The organism is Streptomyces sp. UW30 (genome assembly GCF_008042075.1).
In the GTDB taxonomy this organism is placed as follows: Bacteria; Actinomycetota; Actinomycetes; order Streptomycetales; family Streptomycetaceae; genus Streptomyces.
Genome location: NZ_RDBN01000053.1, coordinates 1,317,253 through 1,335,648 on the forward strand (window position 1 = coordinate 1,317,253; position 18,396 = coordinate 1,335,648).

Genomic DNA, 18,396 nt, shown 5'->3' on the forward strand with positions numbered 1-18,396 from the left:
ATGTGCAGACGCATTGTTGCACCACCTGAAGCAACTACGGATGACAGCCCCCGCATTCCCGAGGAGGAGGTTCGGTTTTCCAGCCGCCGAAACACCGAGGGCGGCACCRCCTGTCGGAACAGGAGGTGCCGCCCTTGGAAAGGACGTTGATCAACCGGAGTCGAAACCCCGAGGTCGATCAGAAGTCCATGTCACCGCCCGGCATACCGCCACCGGCAGGCGCGGCGGCCTTCTCCGGCTTGTCGGCGATGACGGCCTCGGTGGTCAGGAACAGCGCGGCGATCGACGCGGCGTTCTGCAGCGCGGAACGCGTCACCTTCGCCGGGTCGATGATGCCCTCGGCGATCATGTCGACGTACTCGCCGGTCGCGGCGTTCAGACCGTGGCCGACCTGAAGGTTGCGCACCTTCTCGACGACGACGCCACCCTCGAGACCAGCGTTGACGGCGATCTGCTTGAGCGGGGCCTCCAGGGCGAGCTTCACGGCGTTGGCGCCGGTCGCCTCGTCACCCTCCAGGTCCAGCTTCTCGAAGACACCGGAGGCCTGCAGCAGGGCCACGCCACCACCGGCGACGATGCCCTCCTCGACGGCCGCCTTGGCGTTGCGCACGGCGTCCTCGATGCGGTGCTTGCGCTCCTTGAGCTCGACCTCGGTCGCGGCACCGGCCTTGATGACGGCCACGCCGCCCGCGAGCTTCGCCAGGCGCTCCTGGAGCTTCTCGCGGTCGTAGTCCGAGTCGCTGTTCTCGATCTCGGCGCGGATCTGGTTGACCCGGCCCTGAACCTGCTCGGAGGAGCCGGCACCGTCGACGATGGTGGTCTCGTCCTTGGTGATGACGACCTTGCGGGCCTTGCCCAGCAGGTCCAGGGAGGTGTTCTCGAGCTTGAGACCGACCTCCTCGGAGATGACCTCGCCACCGGTGAGGATGGCGATGTCGTTCAGCATCGCCTTGCGGCGGTCACCGAAGCCCGGGGCCTTGACGGCGACGGACTTGAAGGTGCCGCGGATCTTGTTGACGACCAGGGTCGACAGGGCCTCGCCCTCGACGTCCTCGGCGATGATCAGCAGCGGCTTGCCCGACTGCATGACCTTCTCCAGGAGCGGGAGCAGGTCCTTGACCGAGCCGATCTTGGAGTTGGCGATGAGGATGTACGGGTCGTCGAGCGACGCCTCCATCCGCTCCATGTCGGTGGCGAAGTACGCCGAGATGTAGCCCTTGTCGAAGCGCATACCCTCGGTGAGCTCCAGCTCCAGACCGAAGGTCTGGGACTCCTCGACGGTGATGACGCCTTCCTTGCCGACCTTGTCCATGGCCTCGGCGATGAGCTCGCCGATCTGGGTGTCGGCGGCGGAGATGGAGGCCGTGGAGGCGATCTGCTCCTTGGTCTCGACATCCTTGGCCTGCTCAAGGAGAGCGGCGGAGACGGCCTCGACGGCCTTCTCGATACCGCGCTTGAGGGCCATCGGGTTGGCGCCGGCGGCTACGTTGCGCAGGCCCTCCTTGACCAGGGCCTGGGCGAGAACGGTCGCGGTGGTCGTACCGTCACCGGCGACGTCGTCCGTCTTCTTGGCGACTTCCTTGACCAGCTCGGCGCCGATCTTCTCGTACGGGTCCTCGAGCTCGATCTCCTTGGCGATGGAGACACCATCGTTGGTGATCGTGGGGGCGCCCCACTTCTTCTCGAGGACGACGTTGCGGCCCTTGGGGCCGAGCGTCACCTTCACGGCGTCCGCGAGCTGGTTCATGCCGCGCTCGAGGCCGCGCCGCGCCTCCTCGTCGAACGCGATGATCTTGGCCATGTGAAGTGGTCCCTCCAGGACTGGGGGTGATTCCTTCGGACCGCGCCCGCGCCCGCGACGGACGGCTCGCCGGCCTCGTGGTTCCTTGCCCCACCCGGCCTGCGGGCCTCACCGACCCGGTCCTTCTTTGTCACTCTCACCTTCAGAGTGCTAACGCAATGATTAGCACTCGACCCATGCGAGTGCAAGCGGCTCTCGGGATCGGGGGGCGTACTCCGCGGCGCGCGAACGAGACCCGGGCGGCCTCCCGGGCATGGCGAAGGGCTCGCACCCCGGGAGGTGCGAGCCCTTCGAAGAAGAACGTCGCTGCTGTTAGTCGACGCGTGCTTCAGCCGGTGGCCAGACGGACCATGTCCGCCTGCGGCCCCTTCTGGCCCTGCGAGATCTCGAAATCGACCCGCTGGCCTTCCTCCAGGGTGCGGTACCCGTCCATCTGGATCGCGCTGTAGTGGACGAAAACATCCGCACCACCGTCGACCGCGATGAAGCCGTACCCCTTCTCCGCGTTGAACCACTTGACGGTGCCCTGAGCCATGCCTAACTCCCCTATTACTGGCCCTTGCACAGATCCACACTTCGCGGATCCGGGTCAGACCTCACCCCCCATCGGTCGGGGGCGTGCGCCGGAACGCGTCGACCGCGGCTGAATGTATCTGCCCAACTGCCGTCTGCAACAGGTCAATCGGACGAGAATTCCGGGCACGACCGGTCGGGAATGTGGGGACAATTCCGCTGACTTCAGGTCAAGTCGGACCCGGCATACGGAACAAAAGCCGCAAAAAACCCGCACACTTTGGCTACTTCTTGTCGGGCGTACGGCAAAAATCAAGGGCAACCGACTCGGAGATCGGCGGCACGTTCCCCAACTGTACCTCGCTCAACCACACAGAATTGCCCCCTCCGCTTCTCTCACGGAGGGGGCAATTCGGTGAACTCTTAGTGACCTGGGTTACCGATGGTAATGATCGGTCATTCGGTCAGCAGGTCAGCCGCCGGCGACGGCCGGAATGATGGAGACGCCGGCACCGTCGGGAGTGGCCGTCTCCAGCCCCTGCTCGAAACGCACGTCGTCGTCATTGACGTAGACATTGACGAAGCGGCGCAGCTTGCCCTGGTCGTCGAGAACCCGGGCGGCGATCCCGGTGTGGTTCTTCTCCAGGTCGGCGATGACCTCGCCGAGGTTGGCACCCTCGGCGGCGACCTCGGCCTGGCCACCCGTGTAGGTGCGCAGGATGGTGGGGATGCGGACGTTGACGCTCATACGGTGTGACCTCCGGTCAGTGTGCAGGTTCGGGTGAGGCGGCGTCCCAAGGGGGCGCGGGGCTGCATCAGACGAGACCCGCCGCGCGGAACGAGTCCAGGTTGGGACGAATCGTCGCAGTCAGCCCCGTACCGGCCACCGCATCCAACGTCTTCAGTCCATCGCCGGTGTTGAGCACGACGGTCGTGAGGCTCGGGTCCAGCACACCGCTCTCGATCAGCTTCTTCGCCACACCCACGGTCACCCCGCCGGCGGTCTCCGCGAAGATGCCCTCGGTCCGGGCGAGGAGCTTGATCGCGTCGACGACCTGCTCGTCCGTCACGTCCTCCACGAACCCGCCCGTGCGGCGCGCGATGTCGAGGACGTACGGCCCGTCGGCCGGGTTGCCGATCGCCAGCGACTTGGCGATGGTGTTCGGCTTCTGCGGACGGACCACGTCGTGGCCCGCCTTGAACGCCGTCGACACCGGCGAGCAGCCCTCGGCCTGCGCACCGAAGATCTTGTACGGCTTGTCCTCGACGAGCCCGAGCTTGATCAGCTCCTGCAGACCCTTGTCGATCTTCGTCAGCTGCGAGCCGGACGCGATCGGGACGACCAGCTGGTCCGGGAGCTGCCAGCCGAGCTGCTCGCAGATCTCGTACGCCAGGGTCTTGGAGCCCTCCGCGTAGTAGGGCCGCAGGTTGACGTTCACAAAGCCCCAGCCCTCACCGGCGGGGTCGCCGAMCAGCTCGGAGCAGAAACGGTTCACGTCGTCGTAGTTGCCCTCGATGCCGACGAGCTCGCCGCCGTAGATCGCGGCCATGACGACCTTGCCCTGCTCCAGGTCGTGCGGGATGAACACGCAGGAGCGGAAGCCGGCGCGGGCCGCGGCGGCGCCCACCGCACCGGCGAGGTTGCCGGTGGAGGAGCAGGACAGGGTGGTGAAGTTGAAGGCGCGGGCGGCCTCGATGGCCTGGGCGACGACACGGTCCTTGAAGGAGTGCGTCGGGTTGCCCGAGTCGTCCTTGACGAACAGCTTGCCGGCCTCGACGCCCAGCTCACGGGCGAGGTTGTCGGCCTTGACGAGCTTGGTCCAGCCGGGGTTGATGTTCGGCTTGGTCGCCACGTCCGCGGGGACGGGCAGCAGGGGCGCGTAGCGCCAGATGTTCGCGGGGCCCGCTTCGATCTGCCCCCGGAGCTCCTCGGCGTCGTAGCCCGAGAAGTCGTAGGCGATCTCCAGCGGGCCGAAACACTCCTCGCACGCGAAGACCGGTCCGAGGGGTACCCGGTGACCGCACTCGCGGCAGGACAGCGCCGCGGCGGGACCAAGGTCTACGGTGGATTCGGTGGTGCTTGCAACAGTCTGCACAGCCATGTGAGGCGAGGCCCTTTCTCCTCATCTTCCTCACGACGCATCTCGCCGTGAGACGGATTTGGCACCTTCCCAAGCCGGGAGCCTCGCGGAGACGATCAACGGTGACGATCGACGCTGATCTACGAGAACCGACTGGAGGGTTGCCGGGGCTTCATCGGGCCGTATCCCTCTGCCCCTCTGGATGAGCGGTATTCGGTTGTTGACGACGGCCGACCTCGGACATGCGATGGTCATCCGCGTTGTTCAAGACTGTAACCGAACGCCAGGACAGTTGAGATAGCCGTCCGAACCGCGAGATGGATCACAAATCGCGTCCCGACAGTGAGGAGCCGCCGATCGTGCTGGAAGAAGTCGAGCGCTGGCTGCGCAATCGCTCCTGGTCCGTCGCCGATCGCCCGATGCACCACATCCTGGCCGCCAAGCAGCGTACGGGCCAGTCGGTGTCCGTCGTGCTGCCCGCGCTCAACGAGGAGGAGACGGTCGGCGACATCGTCGCGATCATCGCCCATGACCTCGTGCATCAGGTGCCGCTGGTCGACGAGATCGTCGTCGTCGACTCGGGATCCACCGACCGCACCGCCGAGGTGGCCGCCGCGGCGGGCGCCCGGGTCGTCCACCGCGACGACGTCCTGCCCCGCATCCCGGCCGTGCCCGGCAAGGGCGAGGTCCTGTGGCGCTCACTGCTCGTGACGAGCGGGGACATCGTGTGCTTCATCGACGCCGACCTGAAGGAGTTCTCCTCCGACTTCGTCTCCGGCATCGTCGGCCCGCTGCTCACCGACCCGGGCGTGGACCTGGTCAAGGCGATGTACGACCGTCCACTCGGCGGCGCCGCCGGGCAGGGCGGCCGGGTCACCGAGCTGATGGCACGCCCGCTGCTGAACATGCACTGGCCGCAGCTGGCGGGATTCGTCCAGCCGCTCGGCGGCGAGTACGCGGCCCGCCGCTCCCTGCTGGAGCAGCTCCCGTTCCCCGTCGGATACGGCGTCGAGCTGGGCATGCTGGTCGACGCCCTGCATCTGGTGGGCCTGGACGCGCTCGCCCAGGTGGACGTGGGGGTGCGCAAGCACCGGCACCAGGACGGGCAGGCGCTCGGCCGGATGTCCGCCGCGATCTACCGCACGGCGCAGCTGCGGCTGGCGCGAGGGCATATGGTCCGACCCTCCCTGACCCAGTTCGAGCGGGGCGAGGACGGTTTCGAGCCGCGTACGTACTCCGTGGACACGGAGGAGCGGCCGCCGATGGTGGAGATCGCCGAGTACGCGACGCGGAAGGTCGCGTAGAACGGTCGCGTAAACGCCGGAAACCGGCCGTATACAGGGCGTACGGAAGCCCCCCACAGAGCGGAACCGTACGTTTGAGCGTTTCCGGGCCGGGCTAGGTTGAGGCGTATGGCTTCCACGCAGGATGCGCAGGATGCGCCGGGTGTGCAGGGTGTGCAGGGTGCTGCCAAAGTGCTGGTCGCGTCGAACCGCGGTCCGGTCTCGTACGAGGTGCGGGGCGACGGCTCGCTGCACTCCAAGCGGGGCGGCGGCGGAGTCGTCTCCGGACTGTCGGCGATCGGGCCGGACGCGGACGCGCTGTGGGTCTGCTCGGCGCTGTCCGACGGCGACCGTGAGGCGGTGCGGCGCGGGGTCGGCGAGGACGGCGTGCTGATGCTGGACATCCCGGCGGACGTGCACGCGGACGCGTACAACGGCGTCGCGAACTCGGTCCTCTGGTTCGTCCACCACATGCTCTACCAGACGCCGCTAGAGCCGGTCTTCGACGCGGAGTTCCGGCGGCAGTGGGCGTCGTACGAGACGTACAACCGGGCGTTCGCGCAGGCGCTGGCCGCGCAGGCGGCGCCGGGGGCGGCGGTGCTGGTGCAGGACTATCACCTGACGCTGGTGCCGGGACTGCTGCGCGAGCTGCGCCCGGATCTGCGGATCGGCCACTTCTCCCACACCCCCTGGGCGCCGCCGGAGTACTTCCGGATGCTGCCGGACGACATCGCCGGTCAGGTGCTGCGCGGGATGCTCGGCGCGGACCGGCTGGGGTTCCTGACCCGGCGGTGGGCGGACGCGTTCGAGGCGTGCTGCGCGCAGTTCGTGGGAGGGCTCGGGGACACGCGCATCGGCGTGCACGGTCTGGGTGCGGACGCGGACTTCCTGCGGGCGCGGGCGCATCAGGCCGACGTGGACGAGCGGATGGCGACGCTGAAGGGCGAGATCGGCACCGCCCCGGACGGCACGGCCCGCAGGGCGATCGTGCGGGTCGACCGGACCGAGCTGTCCAAGAACATCGTGCGCGGCCTGCTGGCGTACCGGCAGCTGCTCGACGACCACCCCGAGTGGCGCGAGCGCGTGGTGCACGTGGCCTTCGCCTACCCCTCGCGGCAGGACCTGGCCGTGTACCGGGACTACACGGCCGAGGTGCAGCGGCTGGCGGACGAGATCAACTCCGGTTACGGAAGCGCGACTTGGACCCCGGTCGTGCTGCACGTCAAGGACGACTTCGCCCGCTCGCTGGCCGCGTACCGGCTGGCCGACGTGGCGCTGGTCAACCCCATCCGCGACGGCATGAACCTCGTCGCGAAGGAGATGCCGCTGGTATCCGACGAGGGCTGCGCCCTGGTGCTGTCGCGCGAGGCGGGGGCCTTCGAGGAACTCGGCGAGGACGCGATCCCCGTCAACCCGTACGACGTGATGGGCACGGCACGGGCACTGCACGAGGCGCTGTCCGTGCGGCCGGAGGAGCGGGCGGAACGCTCGAAGCGACTGGCGGCGGCAGCGACCGCGCTACCACCCGCCCAGTGGTTCCTGGACCAGCTCCACGCGCTGGCCGAGAAGCCGGGGCGGCCGGCCTGACCGGCGAACACCCGGATCGCCCAGACCCGACCAACACCCGAGCGGCGCACGCCCTAGCGACAGACCCCGGGAGCGGCCCGCCTGACCGTCGGCCGCCCGGACCAAGCCGACCGGCCGGCGCCCTGGTGGCGCACGCCGTTAGCAGCCCGCCTGACCAGGCCGTCAGCCCGAGCGGGCAGGCGCCGGGAGCAGCCCGCCGGACCTGCGGCCGCCCGAATCAACCCGACCGACCGGCAGTCCACCCCGACCAAACCGCCCGGCCAACGCCCCGATGGCGCACGCCCACGCGGCGGACACCGGAACCAGCCCGCCCGCCCGGCCCGACCAGCCCGAGRGGCGCACGCCGTTAACAGCCCGCTTGACTAGCCCGCCCAGCCCGAGCGGGCAGACACCGGAACCAGCCCGCCCGACCGTCGGCCGCCCGGCTCAACCCGCCCGACCGGCAGTCCGCCCCGGCCAACGCCCCGGTGGCGCACGCCGTTAGCAGCCCGCCTGACCAGGCCGTCCAGCCCGAGCGGGCAGGCGCCGGGAGCGGCCTGCCTGACCGGCGGTCGCCCGGACCAACCCGCCCGACCGGCGGTCCGCCCCGACCAAACCGCGCGGCCAGCGCCCCGGTGGCGCACGCCCGAACGGCGGACGCCGGAGCCAGCCCGTCCAGCCCGTCCAGCCCGTCCAGCCCGTCCAGCCCGTCCAGCCCGTCCAGCCCGTCCAGCCCGTCCAGCCCGAGCAGGCAGACACCGGGAGCAGCCCGCCTGACCAGCCGGACCAGCCGGACCAGCCGGACCAGCCGGAGCGAGCAGACACCGGAACCAGCCCGCCGGACCTGCGGCCGCCCGAATCAACCCGACCGACCGGCAGTCCACCCCGACCAAACCGCCCGGCCAACGCCCCGGTGGCGCACGCCCGCGCGGCGGACGCCGGAGGCAGCCCGACCGGCCGGCCGGACCAGCCCGAGCGGCCGGCGCCGGTGGTGGCCCGCTCTCGGTGGCCGGGGGGCGTCCCGATCAGTTCGTCTGCTCGGCGAGTGTTCGTAGCAGTCGTACGACTCCCTGCGGGCCGTTCACCACGACGTCCGCCCGTTCCGACAGTTCGGTGACCTCCTCGCTGCCGCTGCACACCAGGAGGCCAGGGGTGCCGTCGGAGCGGAGTTTGTCCACGGCGGCGTAGGCGGGGAGGTCGCCGAGGTCGTCGCCGGCGTAGAGGACGGATTCGGCGCCCAGTTCCCGGACGTACTCGGTCAGCGCCACGCCCTTGTCCATGCCGGGTGGGCGCAGTTCCAGGACCAGGCGGCCGGGTTCGACGATCAGGCCGTTGCGGGTGGCGAGGTCGGCGAGGGGGATGCGCAGGGCCTCGAAGGTGCCCTGCGGGTCGGCCGCGCGGCGCGTGTGCACGGCGATGGCGTGTCCCTTGTCCTCGGTCCAGGTGCCGGTCACGGCGCCCTTCGCGTCGAGGACGCCGGGGAGTTCGGCACGGACGGCGGCGACGCCGGGGTGGGGGTCGGGCGCGGTGACCTCCCCGCTGACGGCGTCCCAGCGCTCGGCGCCGTAGTGGCCGAGCACGACGAGGTGCTCCAGTCCGGGGACCCCGGCAAAGCCGCCGTACCGCACGGCGACGGCGGCCGGGCGGCCGGTGATCACCGCGACGGCGGCGACCTTCGGGGCGAGCGCCGCGAGCGCCGGCAGGGCGTCGGGGTGGGCCCGCGCCTTCTCCGGGTCCGGCACGATCGGCGCGAGCGTCCCGTCGAAGTCCAGCGCGATCAGCGCACGCGCGGGCCGCGCGAGGAGGGCGGCGAGCCCGTCCCGGCCGGGCCGGGTCACGGGGGTCGGCAGCGGGGCCGTCGTGGGGGCGGTCGAGTCGGGGTCGGTCAGATCCTTGTCCTTGTCACTGGCCATACGGCGACCCTATCCAGCGAGGGCGCCACGCACCCCTCGCTCACCTCACCTCTGCGCCCGCCGCGTCTGCCGTATCCGCCGCAGCCGGTTCACCGTCACCGGGTCGTGGGCCAGGGCTCTCGGGTCGTCCAGCAGGGCGTTCAGCAGCTGGTAGTAGCGGACCGGGGCCAGACCCAGTTCCTCGCGTATCGCGCGCTCCTTGGCGCCGGGGCCCGCGAAGCCCCGGCGCTCCAGAGCGAGGATGGCCCTCTCACGGTCGGCGAGAGCGGGGGCGGGCTGGTCCTGGGTCATGTCTCGCACCGTAGCCCCCGCCACCGACAACCGGACGGCCGACGGCTACTCGGCGCTCTCCGCCCGCGTCGCCGTCGACTGGAGCTGCCCCAGGATCGCCGCCGGGCTGCCGCTGGAGGAGACGGTCGCGCCGATGCGCTTCTTGACGTCCGCGCTGACCGCGGCCCAGGACGTCCGCCCGACCGGGTAGAGCTCGGAGAGCGGGAGCTGCTCCAGGAAGGGCTTGAGGTCGGCGTCCTGGTCGGCTGCCGTCATCACCTTGGACGCGGAGTTCGTGACGGGCAGGAGGTCGTACTCGCGGGAGAAGTCCAGGACGTTCTGCTCGTCGTAGACGAAGTTGAGGAACTCGCCCACCTGGTCCGCGTGGCCGTTCTCCTTGAACGCCATCATCCAGTCCGCCACACCCATGGAGACCTTGCTCGGCCCCTCCCGGCCGGGCATCGGCACCATGCCGAACTTCACGCCCTTCTTCTCGGCCATCTGCATCAGCGACGGGTGGCCGTTGAGCATGCCGACGTCACCGGCCGCGAAGGCGGAGAACGCGTCGGCCCGGTTGAGCTCGCCGGGGACGACCGGACCGGTGAGGTCCTTGGCGACCAGGTTGTCCTTGAGCCAGTCGAAGGTGGCGATGTTCTCCGCGGAGTCGATGCTGTAGGTGCCGAGGTCGCTGTCGGTGTAGCCGCCCCCGCCGCTGAGCAGCCACTGCATCGTCTCGGCCTGCGCCTCCTCGGCACCGAGCGGCAGCGCGTACGGCGTCTTCACGCCCTCCGCCTTGAGCGCCTCGGCGTCGGCGGCCAGCTCCTTCCAGGTGGTCGGCGCGGAGATGCCGGCCTTCTCGAAGAGGGTCTTGTTGTAGAAGAGCAGCCGCGTGGAGGACGCGAACGGGATGCCGTACTGCACATCCCTCACCCGGCCCGCGTCCGCGAACTGGGCGACGAAGTCGGCCTGGACGGGGATGGAGAGCAGGTCGTCGGCCCGGTAGAGCAGGTCCTTGGCGGCGTAGTCGGCGTACGCGCCGATCTGTGCCATGTCCGGCGCGTTCCCGGCGTCGACCATCTCCTTGACCTTGGCGTCGACGTCGTTCCAGGAGTACACGGTGACGTCGACCGTCACGCCGGGGTGCTCGGCCTCGTAGGCCGTGACGAGCTTGTCCCAGTACTTCTGGGAGCCGTTGGAGTCGTTGTCGCCGTAGTCCGCGGCAACCAGCCGCAGGGTCACGTCGCCCGAGTCACCGGTCAGCCCGCAGCCGCCGAGGGCCGCCGTCAGGCCCAGTGCGGACACCGCCGCGATCGCTCCCGTACGCCTACGACTCCGACTACGCCGCTGCACGCGAACCCCCACCACACCCATGTTCGAATTCTCGTTCTGAATTTTCGAAACGTCATACATATTGCCCCCTAAGGTCTACACCACGTAAGTGGACTAGACCTCTCGCGGGTGCGCAAGACACACTGTCCCCCGTGAGACATGTCATCGCCCTCGATGTGGGCGGCACCGGGATGAAGGCCGCCCTGGCGGGGCCGAGCGGCGAGCTGCTCCACCAGGCACGCCGCCCGACCGGGCGCGAGCGCGGACCGGACGCGGTCGTCGAGGGCATCCTCGACTTCGCCGCCGAGCTGCGCGCGCACGGCGAACGGCTCTTCGGCGAGCCCGCGGCCGCCGCCGGCGTCGCCGTCCCCGGCATCGTCGACGAGGAGCAGGGCATCGCCGCCTACGCGGCCAACCTGGGCTGGCGGGACGTACCCCTGCGGCGGCTGCTCGCAGAGCGCCTCGGCGGCGTCCCCGTCGCCCTCGGCCACGACGTGCGCACCGGCGGTCTCGCCGAGGGCCGGATCGGCGCGGGCAAGGGCGCCGACCGCTTCTTCTTCGTGCCCCTCGGCACCGGGATAGCCGGCGCCATCGGCATCGACGGCCGGGTGGAGGCGGGTGCGCACGGCTTCGCGGGCGAGATCGGCCACATCGTCGTACGGCCGGGCGGCACACCCTGCCCCTGCGGACAGCGCGGCTGCCTGGAGCGGTTCGCGTCCGCCGCGGCGGTGAGCGAGGCGTGGGCCGCCGCCTGCGGGGACCCGGAGGCGGACGCGGCGGACTGCGCCAAGGCCGTCGCGTCCGGCGACCCGAACGCCGTACGGATCTGGCAGGAGGCCGTGGACGCCCTCGCCGACGGCCTGGTCACCGCCCTCACCCTGCTGGACCCCCGCACCCTGATCATCGGTGGCGGCCTGGCGGAGGCGGGGGAAACCTTGTTCACACCGCTGCGGGAGGCCGTCCGGCAGCGGGTCACTTTCCAGAAGCTGCCGTCCATCGTCCCCGCGGCACTCGGAGACACGGCCGGCTGCCTCGGCGCCGGCCTCCTGGCATGGGATCTCCTCGACCACACCGACCGTACGGAGGTAACTCCCTGATGGCAGCCCACCCAGGGGCGCGGGGAACTGCGCGACCAGCCCCCCACAACCCGCACCCCGCAACCGGCGATGCGCCCCTGATCCTCTCCGGCGCCAACGTGGTCATGCCGACGGGAACCCTCGAACAGGGCCAGGTAATCGTCGACGGCACGCGCATCGCCGGCACAGCCCCGGAGAACGCTCACCGCATCGACCTCCACGGCCACTGGCTCCTGCCGGGGTTCGTGGACATCCACAACCACGGCGGAGGCGGAGCCTCGTTCACCTCAGGCACCGCAGACGACGTGGTCACCGGCATCCACACCCACCGCCTGCACGGCACCACCACCCTGGTCGCCTCGACCGTCACCGGCGACATGGACTTCCTCACCCGGCGCGCGGGCCTGCTGTCCGAGCTGGCCGAGCAGGGCGACATCGCGGGCATCCACTTCGAGGGACCGTTCATCTCCCCATGCCGCAAGGGCGCGCACTCCGAGGAGCTGCTGCGCGACCCGGACCCGGCGGACGTGCGCAAGCTGATCGACGCCGCGCGCGGCCACGCGACGATGGTCACCCTCGCGACCGAGCTGCCGGGCGGCATCGAGTCCGTACGCCTCCTCGCCGAGCACGGCGTCATCGCGGCGATCGGGCACACGGACGCCACGTACGAGCAGACGATGGAGGCGATCGACGCGGGCGCGACGGTCGCCACGCACCTCTTCAACGCGATGCCGCCGCTCGGCCACCGCGAGCCGGGCCCGATCGCGGCCCTGCTGGAGGACGAGCGGGTGACGGTCGAGCTGATCAACGACGGCACGCACCTGCACCCGGCGTCCCTGCAACTGGCGTTCCATCACGCGGGCGCGGACCGGGTCGCCTTCATCACGGACGCGATGGACGCGGCCGGTTTCGGCGACGGCCGCTACATGCTCGGCCCGCTGGAGGTCGAGGTCGCCGACGGGGTGGCCCGCCTGGTCGAGGGCGGCTCGATCGCGGGCTCCACCCTCACCCTGGACCGCGCCTTCAAGCGCGCGGTGACGATCGACCGGCTGCCGGTCGAGGACGCGGTGGCGGCCCTGTCCGCCAACCCCGCCAAGCTGCTCGGCCGCTACGACCGCATCGGCTCACTGGAGCCCGGCAAGGACGCCGACCTGGTGGTACTGGACTCCGACTTCGACGTGAAGGGCGTCATGCGCCGGGGAGAATGGGTGATCGATCCCCAACTGGGGTGATGTGTCCGCCTGTTGGGGGCGACAGTTGTCCTGCGAGACTGGGACGACTGCCGCCCGTTTGGCATGATCGGCATCCGCCGGAGGGAACAACCGGCAGACGGACGGCACACGCATGCTGAACTCTTCGGGGGAGGTCGAGTACAGGTGATCCTCACGGTCACGCTGAACACCGCTCTCGACATCACCTATCGCGTACGATCCCTGCGCCCCCACGCCTCCCACCGCGTCACCGAGGTGACCGAACGCCCCGGCGGCAAGGGGCTGAACGTGGCCCGGGTGCTGGCGGCCCTCGGCCACGAGGTGACGGTCACGGGCTTCACGGGCGGCGCGACGGGCCGCGTGGTCCAGGAACAGCTCACCACCACCCGCGGCGTGGTGGACGCCCTGCTCCCGGTCACCGGAGCGACCCGGCGCACCATCGCCGTCGTAGACGAGCTGACCGGCGACACGACCCAGCTGAACGAGCCCGGCCCGACAGTCACCCCCGCCGAGTGGTCCGCCTTCCAGGAGGCGTACGAGGACCTCCTCACCTCGGCATCGGCGGTGGCCCTGTGCGGCAGCCTGCCTCCGGGGGTGCCGGTGGGGGCGTACGCCGCTCTCGTACGGTCCGCGAAGGCGGCCGACGTCCCCGTCCTCCTGGACACCAGCGGCGAGGCACTGCGCCGGGGCGTCGCCGCCCGCCCGGACATCATCAAGCCCAACGCCGACGAACTGGCCGAACTGACCGGCTCCCACGAGCCGTTGCGCGCGACGCAGGACGCCCGCAGACGCGGCGCCCGCGCGGTCGTCGCCTCCCTCGGCAAGTCGGGCCTCCTGGCCGTCACCCCCGAGGGCCGCTGGCAAGCCACCCCACCGACCCGCCTCCACGGCAACCCAACCGGCGCCGGCGACGCGGCGGTCGCGGGCCTGCTGTCAGGCCTGGTGGAGAAGCTCCCATGGCCGGAACGACTGGCCCGCGCAACGGCTTTGAGCGCGGCGAGCGTCGTGGCACCCGTGGCGGGGGAGTTCGACCGGGGGACCTACGAGGAGTTGCTGGGGCGGGTGGCGGTGACGGGGGAGGTCAGCGCGGCCTGAGAAATCCCTCCTGGCATGCCCCTGTCGCCCATATATGATCAAGGGCGACCACGGATCCACCTGACCAGGGATCCACACCTTATTGGGGGAAGTAATGCACAAAGCAAGGAAGTTCGCGCGACTCGCTGCCGTCGGCGTGGCCTCGGTGGGCCTCGTCGTCACCATGAACAGCTCGGCGACAGCGGACGTCGGGACCGCCGCCACTGCGGACGCCCTGACCTTCAGTGCGGCAGGCTGGGATTGGGGCGGCGGCTCGAACGACGACCGGGACGTCAGCATCCGGGAGAAGCCCAGCACCACCTCACGCAAGGTCGGCACCCTGAAGAAGGGGAAGATCGTCAAGTGCTGGGTAGCCGGCTGCAGCGCGGTGGACGGCGGCAGCTACAAGTGCACCAGCACCTCGCCCACCGAGAAGCGCTGGCATGAGGTGCGATGGAACGGCAAGAAGGCTTACGCCGCGACGAGCTGCCTCACGTGGGGCCGCGTCGCTTGATCTGATCGCTGATCCTCTGCTGACGACGGCGGCCGTTCCCAGCACCGAGCCGGGAACGGCCGCCCTCGCATCGATCAGCTCTCGCCCTCGCTGAGGTACATCTGGTCGAGAACCGCGTCACACTGGTTGCCGTCATTGCAGGCAAGCTCGATCGTGTTCGTGCCCTTGTTCAGGTTCACGTTGGCCCAGGTGCTCTTCCAGCCCTTTTCCCAGTCACCCTCGGGCGTGTTGCCGAAGTTCTCCATGTTCAGCGGCTGCGCGTTGGCCGTGCCGTTGACCACCAGCGTCGCGTTGGCGTCCTTGCCCGGGACGCCGTAGCGCACGTACAGCCGGTAGGTTCCGGCCTTCTCGATGCCGTTGGCAGTCCAGATGACCTTGGCGCCGACCTGGTTGAAGTTCGTGACGTAGACGCCGCCGTCCGCCTCGGCGCCCTTGAAGTCGGAGGCCGTGGCAGCTCCGCCCTCCAGGCGGAGCGCCTTGGCGTCGATCGCCGGCAGATCCGCGCCGCTCGCTCCGTCACTGCTGCTCGCCGAAGGACTCGACTCCGCGCTCTCGGACTGCGTCGGCGTAGATCCCGCGTCGTCCTTCTTGTCCTTGTCGTCGTTCCCGCCCAGGATGGCCACGCTGATGCCGATGACGACCGCCGCGACGACCGCGATCGCGCCGATCAGCAGGCCCTTGGTGTTGGGGCCCCCGCCGCGGCCGGCACCGGATCCGCTGCCGCCGCTGTAGGACGTCTGGGCCGTGGTCGCGCCGCCGGGGTGCGTCTCCGGTGCCGCGTAGTGCGCGTTCGGCTGGCCGTACGTGCCCTGCTGTTGCGGTACCTGGCCGTACGCGGCCGTCGGTGCCTGCTGGCCGTACTGGCGCTCTCCGACCGCTCGCACACGGTTCACCGAGCCCGGGTAGCCGTAGCCCCCGCCACCGGACGGCGGCTGTGCCCCGTTGGCCTGGCCGTCGGCGTAGAGGTAGCCGAACGGGTCGTCGTCCTCAGGCGTGCTGGCGCCGTTGTTGCCGGACGTCATCCCTTGGTACTCCTCACCAGGTGCGGGCGTTGCGGTAGGTCGGTCAGAATGGCGAGCCTACCCGCTCCTGCTGGCCCAAACGGGTGACTCAGACCGCATCAGCTCGCTGACCTGGGATTCATCCCGCCCGTCTGTGTTGTTTGGGACGAGATCGTTTCTCTACGTACATCCGCTCGTCAGCGGACTTCAACACTTCGTCCGCGGTCATCCCACAATGTGCCCACCCGATGCCGAAACTGGCCCCGACACGCACGGCACGCCCCTCGGCCCGGATCGGCTGGATGATCTCGTTGCGCAGGCGTACCGCGAGGTCCTGGGCGTCGGCGCGGCCGAGGCCGTCGGCGAGGATCACGAACTCGTCGCCGCCGAGCCGGGCGACGGTGTCGCCGTCGCGGACCTGGCGGGACAGGCGCCTCGCCACCTCGATGAGCACCGCGTCACCCGCGTTGTGCCCGAACCGGTCGTTGATCGACTTGAAGCCGTCGAGGTCGCAGAAGAGCACCGCGAGCCCCTTGGTGCCGTCGTCGCGCTCGGCCTCGTCCGGGGACACGCTGTGGACGTGGTGGTCGTAGGCCTCCAGCGCCGCGGCGCCCGGGAAATCGAAGCCGTGGCCGTTGGCGTCGAAGACGGCCGGGTGGCCGTAGGCCGCGTCCATGGACTCCAGGGCGCCCGCGTGGGCGGGGCGCCTGCACAGCCGCGAGGCGAGGCGGGCGCGCAGCTCGGCGGAGTTCGGCAGGCCGGTGAGCGAGTCGTGCGAGGCGCGGTGGGCGAGCTGGAGCTCGCGGCGCTTGCGCTCCTCGATGTCCTCGACGTGGGTGAGCAGGAAGCGGGGCCCGTCGGCGGCGTCCGCGACGACGCTGTTGCGCAGGGACACCCAGACGTACGTGCCGTCGCGGCGGCCGAGGCGGAGCTCCGCCCGTCCCCCTTCCGCCGAGGTCCGCAGCAGCGTGCCGATGTCCTCGGGGTGGACGAGGTCGGAGAAGGAGTAGCGGCGCATCGCGGAGGCGGGGCGGCCCAGCAGACGGCACAGGGCGTCGTTCGTGCGCAGGATCCGGCCGTGCTGGTCGCCGCCCATCTCGGCGATGGCCATGCCGGAGGGGGCGTACTCGAAGGCCTGCCGGAAGCTCTCCTCGCTGGCGCGCAGGGCCTGCTGGTCGCGTTCGAGCCTGACGAGCGCCCGCTGCATATTCGCGCGTAGACGTGCGTTGCTGATCGCGATGGCGGCCTGGAACGCGTACATCTGGAGCGCCTCGCGCCCCCACGCGCCCGGCAGCCGGCCGTTGCGCGGCCGGTCCACGGACAGGACGCCGATCAGCTCACCGCAGGCGCCGCCCTGCACGCCGGGCGTGTACATCGGCGCGAACAGGCGGTCCGAGGGGTGCCACTCGTCCTCGAAGCGGGGCGCGGGCCCGTCGGTGTACCACTGCGGGACGTCGTCGTCGTCGAGGATCCAGCCTTCGGTGTGCGGTATGAAGACCAGGTCGCCCCAGTGCTGCCCCATGTTCAACCGACGGTCCCACGAATCGCGCGAGCCGACACGGCCGGTGATGAGGGCCTCGGCGGCGGGGTTCCCGGCGAAGGCGGCGACGACGAGATCGCCGTCGGGGCGTACGAGGTTGACGCACGCGAGCTCGAACCCGAGGCCGGTGACGACACCGTCGGCGACAGTCTGTAGTGTGTCCGCCAGACTACGGGCCGTGTTCATGTCAGCCATGACCTGGTGCAACTGTCGCAGGGTCGCAAGGCGGACATACGGCTCCGACTCGGTCTCCATGCTCGCCCTCCCCCCGAGACCTCGCAGCGAATCAAGGGTTCTACTTCGGCGTAACTTCCCTTGCTAGTTCCCCGCCACTGAATCACAGCGCGCTGCCCACTCGGTACACAGGGTCAACAATTAATGGCTCTTGTGACTCAAGTCACAGCTGAACGTGAACAATTGAGCGGTGTTTCTGCGTTTTTCCTGTGTGTTTACTGAACGCAAACTGAGTGCGCGCGTGGAGATGGCACGAAACGACCGCGAACAGTTCCGCACGACTCCGTCGGGAGACCTAGGTCCGTTCTCGGGCGCAGGCCCGATGTGCGGTGCGCAGGACCGACATTAGCGTTTTCGCCGTGCCGAACACTTCACCTCCCGCTCCGCCCGTGACCGCCGACCTCCCCGCCTCGCGCGGCGCCGCCCGGCATGCTGAGTCAGTGAGCAACGACGAGTTCCGAGCCGCGATGTCGCGGCTCGCCGCGGGCGTGGTCCTGGTGACCGCGCTGGAGCCGCCCCTGGACCCCGACGACCCGCACGCCCCGGCCGGCGAGGACGTCGGCATGACGGCCACGGCGTTCATGTCGGTGTCCCTGGACCCGCCGTTGGTGCTGGTCAGCCTGCGTGAGGGGGCCCGCATGGACGACCTGCTCGCCGAGCAGCCGCTGTGGGCGGTCTCCGTCCTCACCGAGAGCCAGCGCCACATCGCCGGGCGCTTCGCCATGAAGGGCCGCGTCAGCGACCGCCTGCTGTTCGCCGACATCCCCTACGTCCGCGGCAAGGAGAGCGGCGCGCCTCTGGTGGGCGGCGCCCTGGCCACGCTGGAGTGCCGCACCGAGCAGCGGGTGCCGGCCGGCGACCACACCCTGGTGATCGGCCGCGTCCTGTCGGCCTCTCTGCCGAGTGCGGACGGTCGTCCACTGACCTATTTCCGGGGCCGTTACCGGCAGTTGGGATGATCTCCGCGGCGGATACGGAACGCAATTCCCG

General features: G+C 70.1%; 16 protein-coding genes and 1 riboswitch. Of the genes, 7 read left to right on the plus strand and 9 right to left on the minus strand.

What is annotated here, in order from left to right:
• Positions 1-178 precede the first annotated feature (178 nt).
• From groL to thrC, 4 genes are all read right to left on the minus strand, one after another.
• Positions 179-1,801, minus strand: a complete 1,623-nt coding sequence (groL, locus tag EAO75_RS40315; protein WP_148000005.1) for a chaperonin GroEL — start codon at positions 1,799-1,801, stop codon at positions 179-181.
• Positions 1,802-2,129: 328 nt separating this feature from the next.
• A complete protein-coding gene (locus EAO75_RS40320; RefSeq protein ID WP_007493268.1) occupies positions 2,130-2,336 on the minus strand; it encodes a cold-shock protein in 207 nt (68 codons plus the stop codon).
• 450 nt (positions 2,337-2,786) lie between these two features.
• The gene (locus tag EAO75_RS40325; protein WP_148000006.1) at positions 2,787-3,062 is read right to left on the minus strand and encodes a MoaD/ThiS family protein; all 276 of its coding nucleotides are present in this window, start codon (positions 3,060-3,062) and stop codon (positions 2,787-2,789) included.
• Between the two features lie 67 nt (positions 3,063-3,129).
• Positions 3,130-4,416: a threonine synthase gene (thrC, locus tag EAO75_RS40330; RefSeq protein WP_148000007.1), complete on the minus strand. Its 1,287-nt coding sequence runs from the start codon at positions 4,414-4,416 to the stop codon at positions 3,130-3,132.
• 18 nt (positions 4,417-4,434) lie between these two features.
• Positions 4,435-4,604, minus strand: a riboswitch (SAM riboswitch).
• A gap of 150 nt (positions 4,605-4,754) precedes the next feature.
• Between thrC and EAO75_RS40335 the strand changes: the two genes are divergently transcribed.
• On the plus strand, positions 4,755-5,699 hold the full coding sequence (locus EAO75_RS40335; RefSeq protein WP_148000008.1) for a glucosyl-3-phosphoglycerate synthase: 945 nt from the start codon (positions 4,755-4,757) through the stop codon (positions 5,697-5,699).
• 108 nt (positions 5,700-5,807) lie between these two features.
• Positions 5,808-7,265 (plus strand): trehalose-6-phosphate synthase, encoded by a 1,458-nt coding sequence (locus EAO75_RS40340; RefSeq protein ID WP_148000009.1) that lies wholly within the window; start codon positions 5,808-5,810, stop codon positions 7,263-7,265.
• Between the two features lie 1,004 nt (positions 7,266-8,269).
• On the opposite strand, the gene otsB is transcribed toward EAO75_RS40340, so the two are convergent.
• From otsB to EAO75_RS40355, 3 genes are read right to left on the minus strand one after another with little or no spacing between them, the layout of a single operon-like run.
• On the minus strand, positions 8,270-9,157 hold the full coding sequence (otsB, locus tag EAO75_RS40345) for a trehalose-phosphatase (RefSeq protein WP_148000010.1): 888 nt from the start codon (positions 9,155-9,157) through the stop codon (positions 8,270-8,272).
• Between the two features lie 45 nt (positions 9,158-9,202).
• The gene (locus tag EAO75_RS40350) at positions 9,203-9,448 is read right to left on the minus strand and encodes a DUF3263 domain-containing protein (RefSeq protein ID WP_148000011.1); all 246 of its coding nucleotides are present in this window, start codon (positions 9,446-9,448) and stop codon (positions 9,203-9,205) included.
• 45 nt (positions 9,449-9,493) lie between these two features.
• Positions 9,494-10,798, minus strand: a complete 1,305-nt coding sequence (locus EAO75_RS40355; RefSeq protein ID WP_148000012.1) for an ABC transporter substrate-binding protein — start codon at positions 10,796-10,798, stop codon at positions 9,494-9,496.
• A 110-nt stretch (positions 10,799-10,908) separates the two neighbouring features.
• On the opposite strand from EAO75_RS40355, the gene EAO75_RS40360 reads away from it, so the two are divergent.
• The 4 genes from EAO75_RS40360 to EAO75_RS40375 all read left to right on the plus strand — a co-directional run bounded on the left by EAO75_RS40360 (position 10,909) and on the right by EAO75_RS40375 (position 14,631).
• Positions 10,909-11,853 carry an ROK family protein gene (locus tag EAO75_RS40360; protein WP_148000013.1) on the plus strand — a complete coding sequence of 315 codons (945 nt, stop codon included), beginning with the start codon at positions 10,909-10,911 and terminating at the stop codon, positions 11,851-11,853.
• Positions 11,854-11,957: 104 nt separating this feature from the next.
• Positions 11,958-13,064 (plus strand): N-acetylglucosamine-6-phosphate deacetylase, encoded by a 1,107-nt coding sequence (gene nagA / locus EAO75_RS40365; protein WP_148000014.1) that lies wholly within the window; start codon positions 11,958-11,960, stop codon positions 13,062-13,064.
• Positions 13,065-13,208: 144 nt separating this feature from the next.
• Positions 13,209-14,138: a 1-phosphofructokinase family hexose kinase gene (locus tag EAO75_RS40370; RefSeq protein ID WP_148000015.1), complete on the plus strand. Its 930-nt coding sequence runs from the start codon at positions 13,209-13,211 to the stop codon at positions 14,136-14,138.
• Between the two features lie 94 nt (positions 14,139-14,232).
• Positions 14,233-14,631, plus strand: a complete 399-nt coding sequence (locus EAO75_RS40375) for a hypothetical protein (protein WP_148000016.1) — start codon at positions 14,233-14,235, stop codon at positions 14,629-14,631.
• Between the two features lie 74 nt (positions 14,632-14,705).
• Here the strand turns inward: EAO75_RS40375 and EAO75_RS40380 are convergent, their stop codons facing one another.
• Together EAO75_RS40380 and cdgB are read right to left on the minus strand one after the other, a co-directional pair.
• Positions 14,706-15,653 (minus strand): CBM35 domain-containing protein, encoded by a 948-nt coding sequence (locus tag EAO75_RS40380; RefSeq protein WP_148000017.1) that lies wholly within the window; start codon positions 15,651-15,653, stop codon positions 14,706-14,708.
• A 118-nt stretch (positions 15,654-15,771) separates the two neighbouring features.
• Positions 15,772-17,427: a diguanylate cyclase CdgB gene (gene cdgB, locus EAO75_RS40385; protein ID WP_148000018.1), complete on the minus strand. Its 1,656-nt coding sequence runs from the start codon at positions 17,425-17,427 to the stop codon at positions 15,772-15,774.
• Between the two features lie 338 nt (positions 17,428-17,765).
• On the opposite strand from cdgB, the gene EAO75_RS40390 reads away from it, so the two are divergent.
• Entirely contained in the window at positions 17,766-18,365 is a 600-nt protein-coding gene (locus EAO75_RS40390) for a flavin reductase family protein (RefSeq protein ID WP_405584584.1), read from the plus strand.
• The last annotated feature ends 31 nt before the right edge of the window (positions 18,366-18,396 follow it).